The 16,400-nt window shown below is 74.6% G+C and carries 16 protein-coding genes; 7 read left to right on the forward strand and 9 right to left on the reverse strand.

Going from position 1 to position 16,400, the window contains the following annotated elements; translation table 11 throughout:
- Positions 1-54: 54 nt before the first annotated feature.
- Both QRT03_RS14355 and QRT03_RS14360 read right to left on the reverse strand, forming a co-directional pair.
- Complete coding sequence (locus QRT03_RS14355) at positions 55-3,141, reverse strand: EAL domain-containing protein (RefSeq protein WP_286053556.1); 3,087 nt, start codon at positions 3,139-3,141, stop codon at positions 55-57.
- 413 nt (positions 3,142-3,554) lie between these two features.
- Entirely contained in the window at positions 3,555-4,790 is a 1,236-nt protein-coding gene (locus QRT03_RS14360) for an NAD(P)-dependent malic enzyme (RefSeq protein ID WP_286053557.1), read from the reverse strand.
- A gap of 251 nt (positions 4,791-5,041) precedes the next feature.
- Between QRT03_RS14360 and QRT03_RS14365 the strand changes: the two genes are divergently transcribed.
- Positions 5,042-5,656 carry a dTDP-4-dehydrorhamnose 3,5-epimerase family protein gene (locus QRT03_RS14365; protein ID WP_286053558.1) on the forward strand — a complete coding sequence of 205 codons (615 nt, stop codon included), beginning with the start codon at positions 5,042-5,044 and terminating at the stop codon, positions 5,654-5,656.
- A 574-nt stretch (positions 5,657-6,230) separates the two neighbouring features.
- Here QRT03_RS14365 and QRT03_RS14370 read toward each other — a convergent pair.
- Together QRT03_RS14370 and QRT03_RS14375 are read right to left on the reverse strand one after the other, a co-directional pair.
- The gene (locus QRT03_RS14370) at positions 6,231-7,862 is read right to left on the reverse strand and encodes a lytic transglycosylase domain-containing protein (RefSeq protein WP_286053560.1); all 1,632 of its coding nucleotides are present in this window, start codon (positions 7,860-7,862) and stop codon (positions 6,231-6,233) included.
- Positions 7,863-7,968: 106 nt separating this feature from the next.
- Positions 7,969-8,337: a S26 family signal peptidase gene (locus QRT03_RS14375; protein WP_286053562.1), complete on the reverse strand. Its 369-nt coding sequence runs from the start codon at positions 8,335-8,337 to the stop codon at positions 7,969-7,971.
- 96 nt (positions 8,338-8,433) lie between these two features.
- On the opposite strand from QRT03_RS14375, the gene sodN reads away from it, so the two are divergent.
- Together sodN and QRT03_RS14385 are read left to right on the forward strand one after the other, a co-directional pair.
- Entirely contained in the window at positions 8,434-8,841 is a 408-nt protein-coding gene (gene sodN / locus QRT03_RS14380) for a superoxide dismutase, Ni (RefSeq protein ID WP_286053563.1), read from the forward strand.
- Positions 8,842-8,902: 61 nt separating this feature from the next.
- Complete coding sequence (locus QRT03_RS14385) at positions 8,903-9,544, forward strand: acid phosphatase (protein WP_286053564.1); 642 nt, start codon at positions 8,903-8,905, stop codon at positions 9,542-9,544.
- Positions 9,545-9,566: 22 nt separating this feature from the next.
- Here QRT03_RS14385 and QRT03_RS14390 read toward each other — a convergent pair whose 3' ends face one another.
- Entirely contained in the window at positions 9,567-9,923 is a 357-nt protein-coding gene (locus QRT03_RS14390; protein ID WP_286053565.1) for a hypothetical protein, read from the reverse strand.
- 87 nt (positions 9,924-10,010) lie between these two features.
- Here QRT03_RS14390 and QRT03_RS14395 point away from each other — a divergent pair, with 87 nt between their 5' ends.
- Together QRT03_RS14395 and QRT03_RS14400 are read left to right on the forward strand one after the other, a co-directional pair.
- Positions 10,011-10,931 (forward strand): diacylglycerol/lipid kinase family protein, encoded by a 921-nt coding sequence (locus tag QRT03_RS14395; protein ID WP_286053566.1) that lies wholly within the window; start codon positions 10,011-10,013, stop codon positions 10,929-10,931.
- Positions 10,932-11,542: 611 nt separating this feature from the next.
- Positions 11,543-11,791, forward strand: coding sequence for a WhiB family transcriptional regulator (locus tag QRT03_RS14400; protein WP_286053567.1), 249 nt, complete (start codon positions 11,543-11,545; stop codon positions 11,789-11,791).
- A gap of 207 nt (positions 11,792-11,998) precedes the next feature.
- Here the strand turns inward: QRT03_RS14400 and QRT03_RS14405 are convergent, their stop codons facing one another.
- Entirely contained in the window at positions 11,999-13,492 is a 1,494-nt protein-coding gene (locus QRT03_RS14405; protein ID WP_286053569.1) for a sensor histidine kinase, read from the reverse strand.
- A gap of 54 nt (positions 13,493-13,546) precedes the next feature.
- Between QRT03_RS14405 and QRT03_RS32185 the strand changes: the two genes are divergently transcribed.
- Positions 13,547-13,621 (forward strand): 50S ribosomal protein bL37, encoded by a 75-nt coding sequence (locus QRT03_RS32185; RefSeq protein ID WP_372460497.1) that lies wholly within the window; start codon positions 13,547-13,549, stop codon positions 13,619-13,621.
- Positions 13,622-13,690: 69 nt separating this feature from the next.
- Here QRT03_RS32185 and rsrA read toward each other — a convergent pair whose 3' ends face one another.
- Entirely contained in the window at positions 13,691-14,032 is a 342-nt protein-coding gene (rsrA, locus tag QRT03_RS14410; protein WP_286053570.1) for a mycothiol system anti-sigma-R factor, read from the reverse strand.
- Positions 14,029-14,817 (reverse strand): sigma-70 family RNA polymerase sigma factor, encoded by a 789-nt coding sequence (locus QRT03_RS14415; RefSeq protein ID WP_286053571.1) that lies wholly within the window; start codon positions 14,815-14,817, stop codon positions 14,029-14,031. The genes rsrA and QRT03_RS14415 overlap by 4 nt, the downstream gene beginning before the upstream one ends.
- Before the next feature lie 62 nt (positions 14,818-14,879).
- Here QRT03_RS14415 and QRT03_RS14420 point away from each other — a divergent pair, with 62 nt between their 5' ends.
- On the forward strand, positions 14,880-15,362 hold the full coding sequence (locus QRT03_RS14420; RefSeq protein ID WP_286053572.1) for an aminoacyl-tRNA deacylase: 483 nt from the start codon (positions 14,880-14,882) through the stop codon (positions 15,360-15,362).
- Here QRT03_RS14420 and QRT03_RS14425 read toward each other — a convergent pair.
- Positions 15,359-16,387: an NAD(P)-dependent alcohol dehydrogenase gene (locus tag QRT03_RS14425; protein ID WP_286053573.1), complete on the reverse strand. Its 1,029-nt coding sequence runs from the start codon at positions 16,385-16,387 to the stop codon at positions 15,359-15,361. The genes QRT03_RS14420 and QRT03_RS14425 overlap by 4 nt on opposite strands.
- Between the last annotated feature and the right edge of the window lie 13 nt (positions 16,388-16,400).

Here is a 16,400-nt window from a genome sequence, read left to right on the forward strand (position 1 = left end):
GTAACCGAACGACGGGGACACCGCGCGAGAGAACGCCGCGCGGGAGAACGCCGATCAGGAGGCGTCGGCCACGTCCGGGGCGATCGGGCCGCGGGCGAGGACCTCCGCGAGCTTCGGGCCGGGCATCGCCCGGGCGAACAGCCAGCCCTGGTAGGCGTCCACGCCCAGGTCACGCAGCACCGCGAACTGGTCGGCGTCCTCGACGCCCTCGGCCACGCAGGTCTGGCCGATCGCGGCGGCGAGCTCCACGACCGCGCGGGCCACGGCCCGGTCGGACTCGCCGGTCGCGACCCCGCGGACGAAGCCCCGGTCGAGCTTGACGATCTGCGCGGGCAGACCGGTCAGGCGCGACAGCGAGGAGTAGCCGGTGCCGAAGTCGTCCACCGCGAACCGCACGCCCGCCGCGATCAGCTCGTTCATCTCCCGCAGCGTCGAGGGCGGCAGGTCGGCCAGGCAGGTCTCCACCAGCTCGAGCACCAGCCGGTCCCACGGCAGCCCGGCCTCCGTCACCGCCTCGTGCACCGTCGCGAGGAAGTCCGGGTCGCCGGGGAGCAGCCCGGCCAGGTTCACCGCGACCGAGGCGGCCGGTCGGTCGCCGTGGGCGGGCCAGGTCGCGGCCTCGCGCACGGCCGCCCGCAGCACCCAGCGGTCGAGGTCGCCGAGCAGGTCGGCGGCCTCCGCGATCGGCAGGAACTTGTCCGGAAAGATCAGGCCGTGCTCGGGGTGCTGCCAGCGCACCAGGGCCTCGGCGGTCTGCACGCACCCGTCGGGGCCGACGACCGGCTGGAAGTGCAGCACCAGCTCGTCGTTGACCATCGCCTGGCGCAGCTGGGACTCCAGGCGCAGCGCCTCGTCCGCCCCGCGCATGATCGCCTCGTCGGCGAGGGCGACCCGGTTGCTGCCGCTCTTGGCCTCGAACAGGGCGGCGTCGGCGAAGCGGATGAGGTCGCCGGTCGCGGGGTGGTCGGGGGTGTCCGGCTCGTCGGCGTCGCCGTGCGCCGCGGCGAGGACCTGCTCGACGGGGTCGGCGTACGGGTCGATCTCGGCGGTGCCGGTCGTGGCGGGCAGGCCGAGCGCGGCGCCGACGGCGGCCCCGATCGTGGCCGACACGCGGACCAGCTGGCCGTGCACCGGCACCGCGGTGCGCAGCAGCTTCGCGACGAGGTCGGTCAGCGCGTCCAGCCCGCCGTGGGCGTCCACGTCGGCGCAGACGACGACGAACTCGTCGCCGGAGTGACGGGTCGCGGTGCAGCCGGGCGGCAGCCCCTCGCGCAGCCGGTCGGCGAGCCAGACCAGCAGCTCGTCACCGGCGTCGTGGCCCAGCGAGTCGTTGACCCGCTTGAAGTTGTCGAGGTCGCAGAACAGCACGGCCGTCCGGCGCGCCGAGGGGCCCGAGAGCAGGTGGGACACCGCGCGCGTCAGGGCCCGGCGGTTGGGGAGGCCGGTCAGCTCGTCGTGCATCGCCTGGTGGCGCAGCGACGCCTCGACGCGGCGGTTCTCCGTGACGTCGGTGAAGACGACGAGGTGGGTCGCGCGCCCGGCGTCGTCGACCGAGACCGACACGTGCAGCTCGCACCACACGGGGTCGGTGACGTCGCCGCGGGCCCCGCGCTCGCGGCGGCGCAGCGCGCGGGCGGTGCACGACCAGCTGATCGAGCCCGCCGACCCGGCGGGCCGCGCGAGCAGCGGGGTCGGCATGCCGACCGTGTCGGACCCGAGCTCGGCGTCGAGGTCCAGCAGCTCGTCGGCGCGGCGGCCGCGCAGCGCCTCCTGCCCCTCGCCGAGCAGCCGGCACAGCGACTGGTTGGCCTGCACGAGCCGCTCGTGGTCGTCGAAGATCGCGACCCCGACCGGTGCGACCGCCAGCAGGTCGGTGAACCGCTGGGTCGAGGTCCGCAGCCGCGTCTCCATCGCCCGGCGCTCGGTGACGTCCTCCACCGACCCCGAGACGACGAGGCGGCGCCCGACCGTCGTCCGCTCCGCGCGCACGTGGAGCAGGCGGGAGGGGTCGTGGGCGGGGCGCAGCTCGAGGTCGAGCCGGGCGCCGGTGTCGACCATGGCCGTCCAGCGCGCCCACACCTGCGGCCGGTCCATGGGGTGGACGCACTCGGCGACCACGTCGCGGGTGAGCGGCCCGACACCCGGCAGGCCGAAGAGGGTGCGTGCCACCGAGGACACCGACCAGGTATCGGCGGTCCGGTCGAGTTCCCAGGACCCGACGCCGGCGAGGCGCGTCAGCCCCTCCAGGCGGCGGCGCTCGTCGGCGACGGCCGCGTCGACGGTGCGCCGCACGTGCTCGGGGCCACCGAGGTCGCTGACGTCGACCGCGACGAGCGCACGGTGGGTGGTACCGGGCAGCTGGTTCCACCGGAGCAGGCGCACCGGCACGGACGCGCCGCCGCGGCGCCGGACCTCGCCGGACCCGCCGGAGCCGTTCGTCACGACGAGCGAGTCCACCGGCCGCCCCGTCATCTCCGCGACCGGCGTGCCCGTGAGGCGGGCGAACTCCCGTGAGGCGGTGACGACGAGGCCGTCGCCGTCGAAGACCACGGCGGGGCCGTCGGGGAGCAGGTCGAGCAGGGGGTCGGTCCGGCCCGGAGCCGGGATCGGGGTCGCCGCGACGGTGGCGGCCTCGACCGGGCTGGCGGCCGGGCCGTGGCCGGGGGTCGGAACGGCGGCCCGGGTGACCGCGGGCAGGGGCACGGAGGGCGTCCGTGGGCGCGGGCTGGGGGTCGGACCGGTGCTCGGGGTCGGACCGGTGCTCGGGGTCGCCGGGGCGCCTGGACGCGGCGCCTCCGCGCGCGCCGGGCGGGCGCGGGGCACGGTCGGCAGCGTGTCGGCCTCGCACCGGCCGGCGCCGTCGGAGGAGGACTCGGTGCGGGTCTCGCTGCGGGCGTCGGAGCGGCCCTCGGTACGGGCGTCGGTGCGGGTCTCGGAGCGGCCTTCGGTGCGGGTCTCGGAGCGGCCTTCGGTGCGGGTCTCCGTGCGGGACGGTTCGGAGCGGGTCGGAGCGGGCACCTGCTCGCCGACGAGGCCGGGCGTGGCGACGTCCGACGCCTCGGGCGCGGTGGCGTCCGTGGCGTCGGAGGCCTCCGCCACCCGCACCACGGCGAGTCGCGGCATCCGCCTGGCTCCGTTCACGCGATCGTCCCCTTCACCGGCGGTGCTCCTCCGACCCGATCGGGCCGGACTGACCGCCTCCTGATCACCGCAACGAAGGAGACCCCGTCGGGGTCCGGGCACATCACCCCGTCGGGTGTCTCAAGGCGCCGACCGAGCCGTCTCACGCGGTCGCGTGCATCAAGTCCGGCGCATCTGTCTCAACACGGACGATGAACGGTTGGGGCACGGCACGTGAGAGCGACGAACGGCACAGATCCGATGGCGTGTCGCACGACCGGAGGCCGATTCACTCAGACGCGCGACGACTCTCACGATCCGTACGAGACCGGCCGCGTCAGCGGTCGGCGACGAGCCGCGACCGGTACCCGCCCCCCGATCGGTTCACACCTGATCACCCGGAAGTCCGTGCCGTTCGTCGTCCGTGATCCCGCTCACCCGTCGGTGGCGACCTCGGCCACGTGCGTGCGCACCACCCCGTCGGCACCCGCTGCCTTCGCCACCGCGGCGGCGACCGCGGGCGCGACGCGCGGGTCGAGGGCGCTCGGGACGATGTGGTCGACCCCGAGTTCCTCGGAGGCGATGGCGAAGATGGCGTCGGCCGCGGCGAGCTTCATGTGCTCGGTGATCCGGCGGGCCGAGGCGTCGAGGGCCCCGGCGAACACCCCGGGGAACGCCAGCACGTTGTTGATCTGGTTGGGGTAGTCGCTGCGCCCGGTCGCGACGACGGACGCGTGCCGCCGTGCCACGGCGGGGTCGATCTCGGGGTCGGGGTTGGAGAGCGCGAAGACGATCGCGTCGTCGGCCATCGACTCGATGACCGACTCGGGCACCGTCGAGCCGGAGAGCCCGAGGAAGACGTCCGCATCCGCCAGCGCCGTCGTCAGGTCCCCGCGCAGCCCGCGCGGGTTGGTCTGCTCGGCGAGGGCGTACTTCGCGACGTTCATGTTCTCGCGGCCGGTGTGGATCACCCCGCGCGAGTCGAGCACGGTCACGTCCTCGACGCCCGCCTCGAGCAGGATCTTCGCGCAGGCCACCCCGGAGGCTCCCGCACCGGAGACGACCACCTTGAGCGGCTCCAGGTCCCGCCCCAGCGCAGCCGCCGCTCCGCGCAGCGCCGCGAGCACGACGATCGCGGTGCCGTGCTGGTCGTCGTGCATGACAGGGCAGTCGAGCGCCTCGATGAGCCGGCGCTCGATCTCGAAGCAGCGCGGCGCCGCGATGTCCTCGAGGTTCACCGCGCCGAAGCTCGGGCGCAGGTGCACCAGGGTCTCGACGATCTCGTCCACGTCCGTGGTGTCGAGCACCAGCGGGATCGAGTCCAGGTCGGCGAACGCCTTGAACAGGGCCGACTTGCCCTCCATCACCGGCAGCGAGGCCCGCGGGCCGATGTCACCGAGGCCCAGGACGGCGGTGCCGTCGCTGACCACGGCCACGAGCCGGTGGGTCCAGGTGTAGCGGGCGGTGAGGGCGGCGTCGTCGGCGATCGCGCGACTGACCTTCGCGACCCCGGGCGTGTACGCGATCGACAGGTCCCGACGCCCGCCCAGCGCGACCGTCGGGGCGATGGAGAGCTTGCCGCCCTCGTGCGGGACGAAGATGTCGTCGTCGGTGAGGTCGCGGCCGCTCGTGTCGGCCGCGGTGCCGGTCTCGGAGCTCGTGCTGCTCACGCGGTCCTCCTACGTGTGGTGGTCACGGTCGTGGGCCGACCCGTCCGGGGACGGGTGGCGGTGGCGGCGGGCCATGTCGTCCCGGCGGACGGTCGGGTCCGGCGATCGGTCGGTGCACGGGGTCGCCGCACGGCGCTGCGCAGGGGCGGGGGTGACCCGGAGACGGCCGATCCTGTCGTGGGTCGGCCGTCGTGTCTGCGTCCCGCCGGGGTCGGACCGGTCACAGGCCCCGGCCGATAGGGTCGGGCGCCGTGGACGCCAAGGAACTCGCGGTGCCCGGTGCGTGGGTGTTCACCCCGCCGGTCTTCCCCGACGCGCGCGGCGCGTTCGCAGCGCCCTTCCAGGCGGAGGTGTTCGCCGGGACGGTCGGGCACCCGCTGCATGTGGCGCAGGCCAACACGAGCGTATCCCGACGCGGCGTGCTGCGGGGCGTGCACTACGCCGACGTGCCGCCCGGGCAGGCGAAGTACGTGCAGTGCTCGGCCGGGGCCCTGCTCGACGTGGTGGTCGACATCCGCGTCGGCTCCCCCACCTACGGGCAGTGGGACGCGGTGCGGCTGGACGCCGAGACGCTGAACGCGGTGTACCTCTCCGAAGGACTCGGCCACGCGTTCCTCGCCCTCGTCGACGGCACCGTCGCCACCTACCTGTGCTCCACCGCGTACAACCCGGGCGCCGAGCACGGCGTGGACCCGCTCGACCAGGCCCTCGGGCTGCCCTGGACGGACCATGTACCCGCTGACGAGCTGATCCTCTCCGACAAGGACCGCTCCGCGCCCTCCCTCGCCGAGGCGAAGGCGGTCGGTGCCCTGCCCGACGCCGAGGCCTGCCGCGCCCGGGTGGGGGCGCTGACGGCGGGTTCCTGAGGGCCGCTGAGGGACGAGCGGGCACCGAGAGCTCTCCGGCGGCCCGTCCGGCAGCCCGCAGGACCCGGTGATCATCGCCCGCGGGCGCCCGCTGGCGGGAGCGGCCTCCCGGCGGGCACCTTGTCGCGGGCTACCGCTCATCGTCCCGCACCTTGTCACTGGGAATCCCCGCGACAAGGCGCCGCCGGACCGCCGAGAACCCGCGACAACACACCGCCCACCCGACGAGCGGGCGCCCAGCGTTCTCCAGCCGCCCGCCCAGCAGCCCTGAGGGCCCCGTGATCAGCCGCCAGCCCGCCTGGCAGGCCGCGGGGGCCGTTGGCCGTCGTCCGCGGGCGCCGGTCTCGCGGGAGCGGCCTATCCGTGGGCATCTTGTCGCGGGGAATCACCACGACAAGCCGCCCGCGACCACCTTGTCGCGGCCTACCTCCCACCGTCCCGCACCTTGTCACTGGGAATCCCCGCGACAAGGCGCCGCCGGACCGCTGAAAACCCGCGACAAGGCACCGCTCGCCCGCCGAGCGGGCACCCAGCGATCTCCGGCCGCCCGCCCAGCAGCCTGAGGGCCCGGAGATCACGCCCAGGCGGAGGCCAGCTTCGCCAGCGCGGCCTTCGCCGTGGCCTCAGGGACGCCGGCCGACGGCGGGACCGACAGGACGACCCGACCGCCCGCTGCATTCCGGGTGACACCGGCACCTGCCGTCGGAGCAGGGGCCGAGGCCGAGGTGGCGGCGACCGCGACGACCAGCGGCGCACCGCTCCGGCGCACGGTGCAGGTGACCTGGCCCGCCTTCGGCCCGTTCGCGGTCGCGGCGGTCAGCTGGGCCGCCGGGACCGCGAACGCCTTCGCGACGGCCGGCAGCGACGCCGTACAGCGCGCGGCCGGCGAGGGGGTGGTCGGCGGGGTGGTCGTGGTCGACGACGGCGTGGTCGGCGAGGTGGTCGTGGTCGACGACGGGGTCGACGACGGCGGCGTGCTCGAGGCCGGCGTCGTGGGCTTCGGCGTGGTCGGCCCGGGGGCCGGGGTCGACGGACGCGACGGCGGCGCGGCCGGCGACGAGCTGCCCGACGACGGCACCGCACCCGACGACGGCACCGCACCCGACGACGGCACCGCACCCGACGGCGGCACCGCACCCGGCAGCGCCGACGCGGACGACGACGGCACGGCCGGCACCCCGCCCGTCGGCGCGGCAGCCGGCGCCGACAGCGGCACGGGGCTCCCCCCGACGAGCCCGGTAGGGGCCGGGGCGGAGGGCACGGGACCGGCGTCCGGCAGGACGGACGACGGCAGCGCCGCCAGCGTCGGCGCGCCCTCCTCGACCGGCGAGGCCGGCGAGGCCGGCGAGGCCGGGTCCACGTCCGGGATGCCGCCCTCGGAGTCGGGCACGGGGAGCGCGCCGGAGGCGTAGCCGTCCGCCCAGCGCAGGACCGTCGCCACGTAGGACTCGGAGTGGTTGTAGCGGAACACGGCGTCGTGGCGGCCCGAGGCGGTGGCGAGGTCCGTGCCGCCGGCGCAGAGGTACCGCCCGGTGGCGAGGGTGGCGTCGAAGGCGTTGTCGGGGTCGGACGTGCCGTCACCGTTGCCGTCGGCGCCGTAGGTCCGCCAGCTCGAGGGGATGAACTGGGTGGGGCCGACGGCGCGGTCCCAGGTGGTGTCGTGGTCGAGGGCCCCGCCGTCGGTGTCGCCGATCGCGGCGTTGCCGTTCGTGCCGTCGAGCTGCGGGCCGAGGATCGGGCGCAGGGTCGTGCCGTCCCCGCCCACCGCGCCGCCGTACGCGTGCGAGGACTCGACCTTCCCGATGCCCGCCACCAGCGCCCACGACAGGTGGCAGTCCGGCGCGGAGCGGGCCATCCGGCCCTCGGCCGAGCGGTAGGCGGCGAGCATCGTCTCCGGCACCCCGGATCCCGAGCCCGTCCCCGGCAGCAGCCCCGGGGAGAAGGGGTCCGCGAGCTCGGGCAGCGGCGCGACCCCGGCGTCCGGGGCGCGCCCGGTGGCGCCGACCTCACTGGTGTCGACCGGCGGCAGCGGCAGCGCGACGTCCACCGGCGTGTGCGGCCCGGCGGCCCCGAGGACGCCCATGAGGACGGCCGCCCCCACCGCCCACGTCACGAGCACCCGCGGGCGCTGCGGACGCCGATCACCCGCGCGCACCGTCGAGACCATCCACGACGAGCCGATCCACGGCCCCCGCTCGTCCCCCACCGATCGCTCCCGTCCCCCGGTTTCCCGTCGACGGGACTGTCGTGCGGGGGGCTCCTGACGCTAGCCGCGGTCGGGCGCTGTCATCCGAACGTGATCGGTGGGGTGCTCAGCGACGGGGCAGCCGGCCCGGGTGCGGCCACAGCCGATGGGTGACGACGGCGAGCGCCTCCGCCGGTCCGAGGGTGCGCGAGTCGGTCGACGCGAGCGCCGCGTCCCCCAGGGCGTACCAGCCCCCGTCGTCGGGAAGGGCCAGTCGTTTGACGGAGAGCTGCCCGGGCCGCGACGGCCACCGGACGAGCGCCACGTCCCCGGCCCGCGCACGGCGACCGGGCCACGCGAGGACGACGTCGCCGTCGTGCAGCGTCGGGACCATCGACGAGCCCCGTACGAGGACCCGTCGCGGCCACCGACCCGGCACCTCGCGCGCGCCTCTCACCAGCGCAGACCGCTCGCCGTCATCCGCCCGGGCGTTCATCTCTCATCCCCTGCTCCCGCGCGGTGGTCGGAGTAGGTTAGGCCGCGGTCGGAACGATCACCGTGATCCCCCTGGTGAGGGGAGTTGGGAGGCGACATGGGACTGCTCGCGAGCATCCTCCGTCCGCGCCTGGAGGCCACCGCGCACTGCGACCTCCCCTGTGGCGTGTACGACCCGGCTCAGGCCCGGATCGAGGCCGAGTCGGTCAAGGCGATCCAGGAGAAGTTCCAGGGCTCCGACGACCCGGAGTTCAAGGAGCGTGCCATCCAGATCAAGGAGGAGCGCTCCGACCTGGTGAAGCACCACCTGTGGGTGCTGTGGACGGACTACTTCAAGCCGCCGCACTTCGAGAAGTACCCGCAGCTGCACGAGCTGTTCAACAAGGCCACCAAGGCGGCCGGCGCCACCGGGACCAAGGGCTCCACGGACCCCAAGACCGGTGACGAGCTGCTCGGCTACATCGGCGAGATCTCGGACATCTTCTGGGAGACCAAGAAGGGCTGAGGCCCACGGACCGACGCGCCCGCCCCTCCTCGGGGCGGGCGCGTCGTCGTGTCAGGAGGCAGTGGTGAGCGAGAGCCCGGCCGGCCGGTTGTACCTGCTGCGCCACGGGGAGACCGAGTGGTCCCGGTCGGGGCAGCACACGGGCCGCACCGACATCCCGCTGACGGGGCACGGCCGGGAGCAGGCCCGCGTGGCCGGTGACCTCCTGCGCACGCTGCGCGGCGACGCCCAGCCCGCGCCGGTGGTGTGGTCCAGCCCGCGCACGCGGGCCCGGGACACCGCCGCGCTCGCCGGTCTGACCGTCGACGAGGTGCGCGAGGACCTCGTCGAGTGGGACTACGGCGACTACGAGGGCCGCACCACCCCCGACATCCGCACCGAGGACCCCGGCTGGACGATCTGGACGCACGCCGTCCCGCACGGCGAGTCCGACGAGCAGATCGCGGCGCGCATCGACCGCGTGATCGCCGACGCGGACGCGGAGCTCGCCGTCCGCGACGTCATCCTCGTCGGGCACGGGCACGCCTCGCGGGTGCTGGTCGCCCGCTACCTGGGGCTTTCGCCGTCGGCAGGGGTCGGGTTCGCGTTCGACCCGGCGTCGGTGACCGTGCTCGGCCACGAACGCGGCGAGCACCGCGTCGACCTGCTCAACGTCCCCGGCGGGCTCGTCGAGCCCCCTCCCCCGCCGGCCGACCGGCACTGATCCTTCCCGACGACGGGTGCGGCTACTGCTCCGCCCAGTCCCGGCCCGCCCGGGTCAGCACGCCGGCCAGGACCGCCACGCACAGCACCGCGAGCGGCACACCGAGGTCCGGACGGTCGGAGGACACCCCGGCGTAGAACGCCACCCCGAGCCCGATGAGCTGCGCGACCACCACCGGGCCGCGGGCGCCCCGGCTCCCACGGGCCAGCGCCACCCCCGCGGCCCCGGTGCCGACGCCCAGCAGGATCACGAACCCCCACACCTGCGGCACGCCCTGCAGCGCCAGGAACACCACCCCGGCCACGAGCAGCGCGATCCCCTCGCCCGCGCAGACCAGTGCGGCCACGACGACCGGGCGCGGGGGGCGGGTCGACAACACGATCCCCAGAGTAGGCGCCGTCCCGACGGGCGTTCCGTGACCCACGCCCGGCTCAACCACGGACGGTGCGGGGCTACGGTGAGTGCCGTGCGCGCCCTGCTCGTGGCCAATCCCTCGGCCACCACCACCACGGCAGCGGGCCGCGACGTGATCGCCCACGCCCTCGCCAGCGAGCTCAAGCTCGAGGTGGTGGCCACCCGCTACCGGGGTCACGCGGCCGAGCTCGCGGCCCGGGCGGCCGACGAGGGGGTCGACCTCGTCGTCGTCCTCGGTGGCGACGGGACGGTCAACGAGGCCCTCAACGGGCTGCTGGTGCACGGTCCGCATCCCCAGGTGCCCGCGCTGGGCGTCGTGCCGGGCGGGTCGGCGAACGTCTTCGCGCGCGCCCTCGGCGCCCCGCGCGACGCCCTGGAGGCCACCCACCAGCTGCTCGGTGCGCTCGCCGCGGGTCGCAGCCGGATGGTCGGGCTCGGGAAGGCCGACGAGCGCTGGTTCAGCTTCAACGCCGGGCTGGGCTGGGACGCCGACGTCATCGCCGCGATGGAGCGGGCCCGCGGCGACGGCCGCGAGGTCACCCCCACCCGCTACGTCGACACCGCCATCCGCCGCTGGGCCCGGGCCCGGGCGAACCCGCCGTCGCTCACGGTGGAGATCCCCGGCGAGGAACCCGTCGAGGGCGTGAAGATGGCCATCGTCTCGAACACCGACCCGTGGACCTACCTCGGCGGCACCGCGGTGCGCACGAACCCCGGCTGCTCGTTCGAGCGCGGGCTCGGTTTCTTCGCCATGCGCAACCTCGGCCTCCCGACGATCGCGCGCACCGTCCGCCAGATCCTGCGACCCGAGGGCTTCGGCGGGTTGGGGTCGGTGGTCCGGCGCGACGACGTGTCCGCCCTGCGGATCACCACCGAGGAGCCCGTCAACCTGCAGGTCGACGGCGACCACCTCGGGCGGCGCAGTGACGTCGAGTTCGTGGCCGTCCCGGACGCCCTGCGGGTCGTCGTGTAGCGAAACGCCGTCCAGCAGTCGTGAGCCGGGTCACGTCCGGTCCGGCGGGCGCGTGCCGCGCGCCGACGAGCGGTGGCTTGATCCGGCCTTCGGGGGACCTCGGAGGCTTGTTCCGGCGCCACGGACAGGGCGGGGATGAGCATAGCGACCGCTCGTCGCCGGCCGACGCCCGGGTCGACGCCTCGTCGTGCGGCGTTTTCCGCTCGTCGCAGTGACCGGCCCGTCACGGTGCGCCGATCTCCACTCACCGCCCGCGCAAGCCCGTCGAGCCGCTTGGGACTCGATCCAGAGCCGTATCTCCTGCAGATTCTTGGTCATCCCCCGCGAGTGCCGGGCAGGAATGCGAGAGCAGAACTGCTCGGCCGGTCCCCGGGAGTCGGTGAGAGATCACCGGAATCCGAGGGGCACGGGAGGTGGACACCCCGGGTGTCCGGCCGGTGGCGAGGATGCCGCAGGTCGGGGAGTCGGACGTCGGGCCTCCCCGCACACACGAGAACGGTACGGAGGGACCGGTACGACGGTCCCGCGGCATTCCGCCCCGAACGGAATCGCCGACCACGATGCAACCCGGTACGCACCCCGAGGCGTGCCCAGCTGAGGAGACCAGCACGATGGACTGGCGGAACGACGCTGCTTGCCGCGACGAGGACCCGGAACTGTTCTTCCCCATCGGGACGAGTGGCCCGGCCCTGACGCAGATCGCCCAGGCGAAGGCCGTGTGCCGTCGCTGCCCCGCGATGTCCGAGTGCCTGACCTGGGCCCTCGAGTCGGGTCAGGACGCGGGCGTCTGGGGCGGCGCCGACGAGGACGAGCGCCGCGCCATGAAGCGCTACGGCGTGCGCATGGACGTCCAGGCCTGATCCGGCCTCCCCGGGGACGGACGCTCGCTCCCCACGCGTCCGCCCCCGTCACCACCACGCGTTGAGCGAAGGGCCCCTTCGGTCGATCTACTCGACCGGAGGGGCCCTTCGCTCGTTCCGGGGCGGGTGGGCGGTGGGCGCCCACGGCCCGTCTATTCGAGCGAAGGTGCCCTTCGCTCGTTCCGGACGGTTCCCGACGGCGGGTCGCTACCGCCGGGTGAGCGGGATGCGCAGCTCCGCCCGGGTGCCGCCGTCGGCGTCCGGGCGCAGGGAGAGCGTCCCCCCGAGCTCGGAGTCCACGAGGGTCCGCACGATCTGCAGCCCGAGGCCCGGCGCGCGCTCGAGGGAGAACGTGTCCGGCAGGCCGAGGCCGTCGTCGACGATGTCGATGCGCAGCTCGGCCGCGGTCCGCGTCGCGACGATCCGGACCGTGCCGGTGGCCTGCGGCGTCGACGCCGGGAACCCGTGCTCCAGCGCGTTGGACACCAGCTCGGTGACCACGAGGACCAGCGGGGTCGCCATCACCGCCGGGAGCACGCCGGCGCGACCCTCGCGGGACAGGGAGACGCCGGCCCCGGCGCGCACGAGGTCGTTCATCATCGGCAGCACGCCGGCGAGCACCTCGTCGATGTCGACCCGCTCGTCGACCGATGCGGCGAGCGACTCGTGCACCAGGGCGATGGACGCCACCCGGCGCATCGACTCGGTCAGCGCCGAACGGGCCTCGTCGTGCCGGGTGCGCCGCGCCTGCAGCCGCAGCAGCGCCGCGACGGTCTGCAGGTTGTTCTTCACGCGGTGGTGGATCTCGCGGATGGTGGCGTCCTTGCTCATCAGCGCCCGGTCCCGGCGCCGCACCTCGGTGACGTCGCGGACCAGCACCAGCGCCCCGCTCGGCACCCCGCGCGGGCGCAGCGGCAGCGCGCGCACCACCGCCGTCGCACCGCGGCTCTCCACCTCGGTGCGCGGCGACGGCGTCCCGGCCAGGGCGTCGCGCAGCACCGTGACCACCTCGGCGCCCTCGAACGGGTCGGCGGACACCCGACGGGCCACCGTCGGCAGGTCCGCGCCGACCAGCTCGTCGGCCCACCCGAGCCGGTGGAACGCCGACGCGGCGTTCGGGCTCGCGTAGAGCACGGTGCCGATCGCGCTGACCCGCACGAGCCCGTCGCCCACCCGGGGCGACGAGCGACCCTCCTCGGCCCCCTCGGCCGTCGGGAACGTGCCGTCCGCGATCATCTGGCACAGGTCGCCCGCGACCGCGAGATAGGAGATCTCCAACGTCGACGGGACCCGCGGTGCGGCGAGGTTGGTGTCCCGGCCGAGGACCGCGATGACCTTGCCCCCGTACCCGACCGGCACCACCTCGCGGCGGACGGACCGCCCGCGGTGCCAGCGCGGCTGCTCCTCGCGGCGCATCGTCGTGTCGGCCAGGGCGCGGACCAGCTGCGGGTGCTGGGTGGCGGTGGCGGTGCCGCCGACCATGTCGTCGGGGTGGGCGGTCGGCGCCGTCGTCGGGCGGCTGTGGGCGACGCAGAGGAAGTGGGCGGGCCCGGTCTCCGCGTCGACCGGCACCCACAGCAGGAAGTCCGCGAACGACAGGTCGGAGAGCAGTTGCCACTCCGAGGCGAGCCGCTGCAGGTGGGCGACCTCGTCCCCGGACAGCGAGGTGTGCGTGGCGAGCAGGAAGCTCAGCGTGCTCACGGGTCCATCCAACCATCGGCCGGACGCCCGGACGGCGCATGGGAGAATGGCCTCATGTCGAAGCGCGCACGTCAGAAGCGGGACCGCAAGAAGAAGGGCTCGAACCACGGCAAGCGTCCCAACAGCTGACGCGGATGCCGTCCCGGAACGACGAAGGGCCCCCGGATCACCGGGGGCCCTTCGTGCGTCCGGAGGTCCTCAGACCTGCCGTCGGGTCTGCACGCGGGTGGAGTTGACCTCGACGACCGTCCCGCTCGGGGTGCGCTCGACGCTGATGCTGGCCTGCTCGAGCACCGTCTCCCGAATCCGCTCGCGCAGCTTGCGGTGCAGCGTGTCGGGCGCCCGCTCGCCGCCGCAGGTGCGGGCGAGCAGGGTCTTCACCTTCTCCTCGAGCCCGTACCGCGCCAGGCAGGGTCCGCACTCCTCGAGGTGCCGCCGCAGCTGGGCGTCCCGCTCGGCGTCGCACTCGTGGTCGAGGAGCAGCCAGACCTCGGCGAGGACCTCGTCGCAGTCGGTCTCGTGGGGCTCGCCGCAGCTCATGACTCGTCCACCCCGTCTCGGATGAAGCCGCGGTCGCGCGCGGTGTCGGTCAGGGCCTCCCGCAGCTGGCGGCGGCCCCGGTGCAGGCGCGACATCACGGTGCCGATCGGCGTGCCCATGATCTCGGCGATCTCCTTGTAGGCGAACCCCTCGACGTCGGCGAGGTAGACCGCCATGCGGAAGTCGTCCGGCAGGGCCTGCAGCGCGTCGCGGATGTCGGTGTCCGGCAGCCGGTCCAGCGCCTCGGCCTCCGCGCTCGGGAGGCCCGCCGACGAGTGCTCGGCCGACTGCGAGAGCTGGTAGTCGGTGATCTCGTCGGTGGAGTTCTGCTGCGGCTGCCGCTGCTTCTTGCGGTACGTGTTGATGTAGGAGTTCGTGAGGATCCGGTACAGCCAGGCCTTCAGGTTCGTCCCGGGCTTGAACGACGTGAAGGAGGAGTAGGCCTTGAGCACGGTCTCCTGGACCAGGTCCTCGGCGTCCGGCGGATTGCGGGTCATCCGCATCGCGGCCGCGTAGAGCTGGTCGACCATCGGCATCACGTCGCGCTCGAAGCGTTCGGCACGCTGCGCGACGGACTCGGTCTCCAGGTCCGCGGGTGTCGACCCGCCCTGCTGAACGTCCGTCGCAGCGTCCACCGCCGCCTCGTCGACCGCCTCGGACACCGCACTCCCTTCGCGCCACGTCTCGATCGTGGCGACGGATCGCGGTGAGGTTACCCGTGTCGGCGTGCGGACACCCCCTTCATCGGGTGTGAGGAGCCGGATCGGGGTCCGCTCCATCGTCATGGCTGGCATGTCGGTGCCAACACGATCCGGGGTGCGCGTGTTCCCGGCCGTAGGCTCCGCCCGTGGCTCGGAAGACCGCCGCCGGCACCCCCGCGCTGGCCCTGCTCGCGGCGGCCGGCGTGGCCGTCACCACCCACACCTACGAAGCACCCGGCGTCGCCGCGTACGGCACCGAGGCTGCCGACGCCCTCGGCCTCGACCACGCGCGGGTGTTCAAGACGCTGGTGGCCGAGGTCGACGGCAAGCCGGTGCTCGCGATGGTCCCGGTGTCGGGACAGCTCGACCTCAAGGCCCTCGCGGCCGCGCGCGGCGGCAAGAGGGCCGTGATGGCCAACGTCGCCGTGGCGGAGCGGCTGACCGGTTCCGTCGCAGGCGGTATCTCCCCGCTCGGCTCCCGGCAGCGGCTACCCGTCGTCGTGGACGAATCCGCTCTCGGCTTCGCCACGATCTTCTGCAGCGCCGGCAAGCGCGGGCTGCAGATGGAGCTCGCGCCCGCCGACCTCGTCACGACGGCGGGTGCGACGACGGCCGCTGTCGCCGGTTAGGGCATCTCCACGACGAAGCGGAAGCGCACGTCCCCGCGACCCAACCGGTCGAGCGCGGACGGCAGCGCCTCCGGCGTCACGGTCTCGACGTCGGCGACGATCCCGTGCTCGGCGCAGAAGTCCAGCATCTCCCGCGTCGCGGGCACGCCCGCCGAGCCGGTCCCGACGAGGCGCTTCTCGCCCACGACCAGCGACATCGGGTCGAGGTCGAGCCGCTGCGGCGGGATGCCGGCGAGCACGTAGGTGCCGTCGACGCGCAGCGCCTCGAAGTACGGCGCGAGGTCCATCGGGTGGCCGGTGGTGTCCAGCAGGACGTCGAAGCGGCGACGCTGATCAGCCAGGCCCGACGACGTCACCACCACGTCGTCCGCCCCCAGTTCCTTCGCGGCCTGCGCCTTGGCCGCGCTCGTCGTCAGCGCCACCGTCTCGGCACCGAGCGCGTGGGCGAACTTCAGCGCCACGTGGCCGAGCCCGCCCACACCGATCACGCCGACGGTCGTCCCGGGCCCGACGCCGTAGCGCCGCAGCGGGGCCCAGGTCGTCACGCCCGCGCACAGCAGCGGGGCCGCGCCGGCCGGGTCGAGCGCCGTCGGGAGCCGGTAGGTGAAGCCCCGGTCGACCACGATCTCCGTCGAGAACCCGCCCTGGGTCACCCCGCCGGAGACCCGGTCGGCGCCGCCGTAGGTGAGGGTCGGGAAGGCGTCGCAGTCGTTCTCCCGGCCCGCGCGGCACGGGCCGCAGACCCCGCAGGAGTCGACGATGTTCCCGACGGCGATCCGGTCGCCCTCGACGAGGTCGGTCACCTCGGACCCGACGGCCGCCACCACCCCGGTCATCTCGTGGCCCGCGACCAGCGGGAACGACGACGGGTCGCCGTGGGCCAGGGAGTGCAGGTCGGTCGCGCAGACGCCGCAGTGCGTGACGCGGACGACGACGTCGGACGGGCGCGGGTCGCGCCGGGAGAAGGTCCAGGGCGCGGGGGCGGCGCCGGGGGTGGCGGCGGCCCAGCCGGTGACCTCGTGCATGTCGCGTCCTTTC

The sequence above is a fragment of the Actinomycetospora termitidis genome, assembly GCF_030286555.1.
Classification (GTDB): Bacteria; Actinomycetota; Actinomycetes; order Mycobacteriales; family Pseudonocardiaceae; genus Actinomycetospora; species Actinomycetospora termitidis.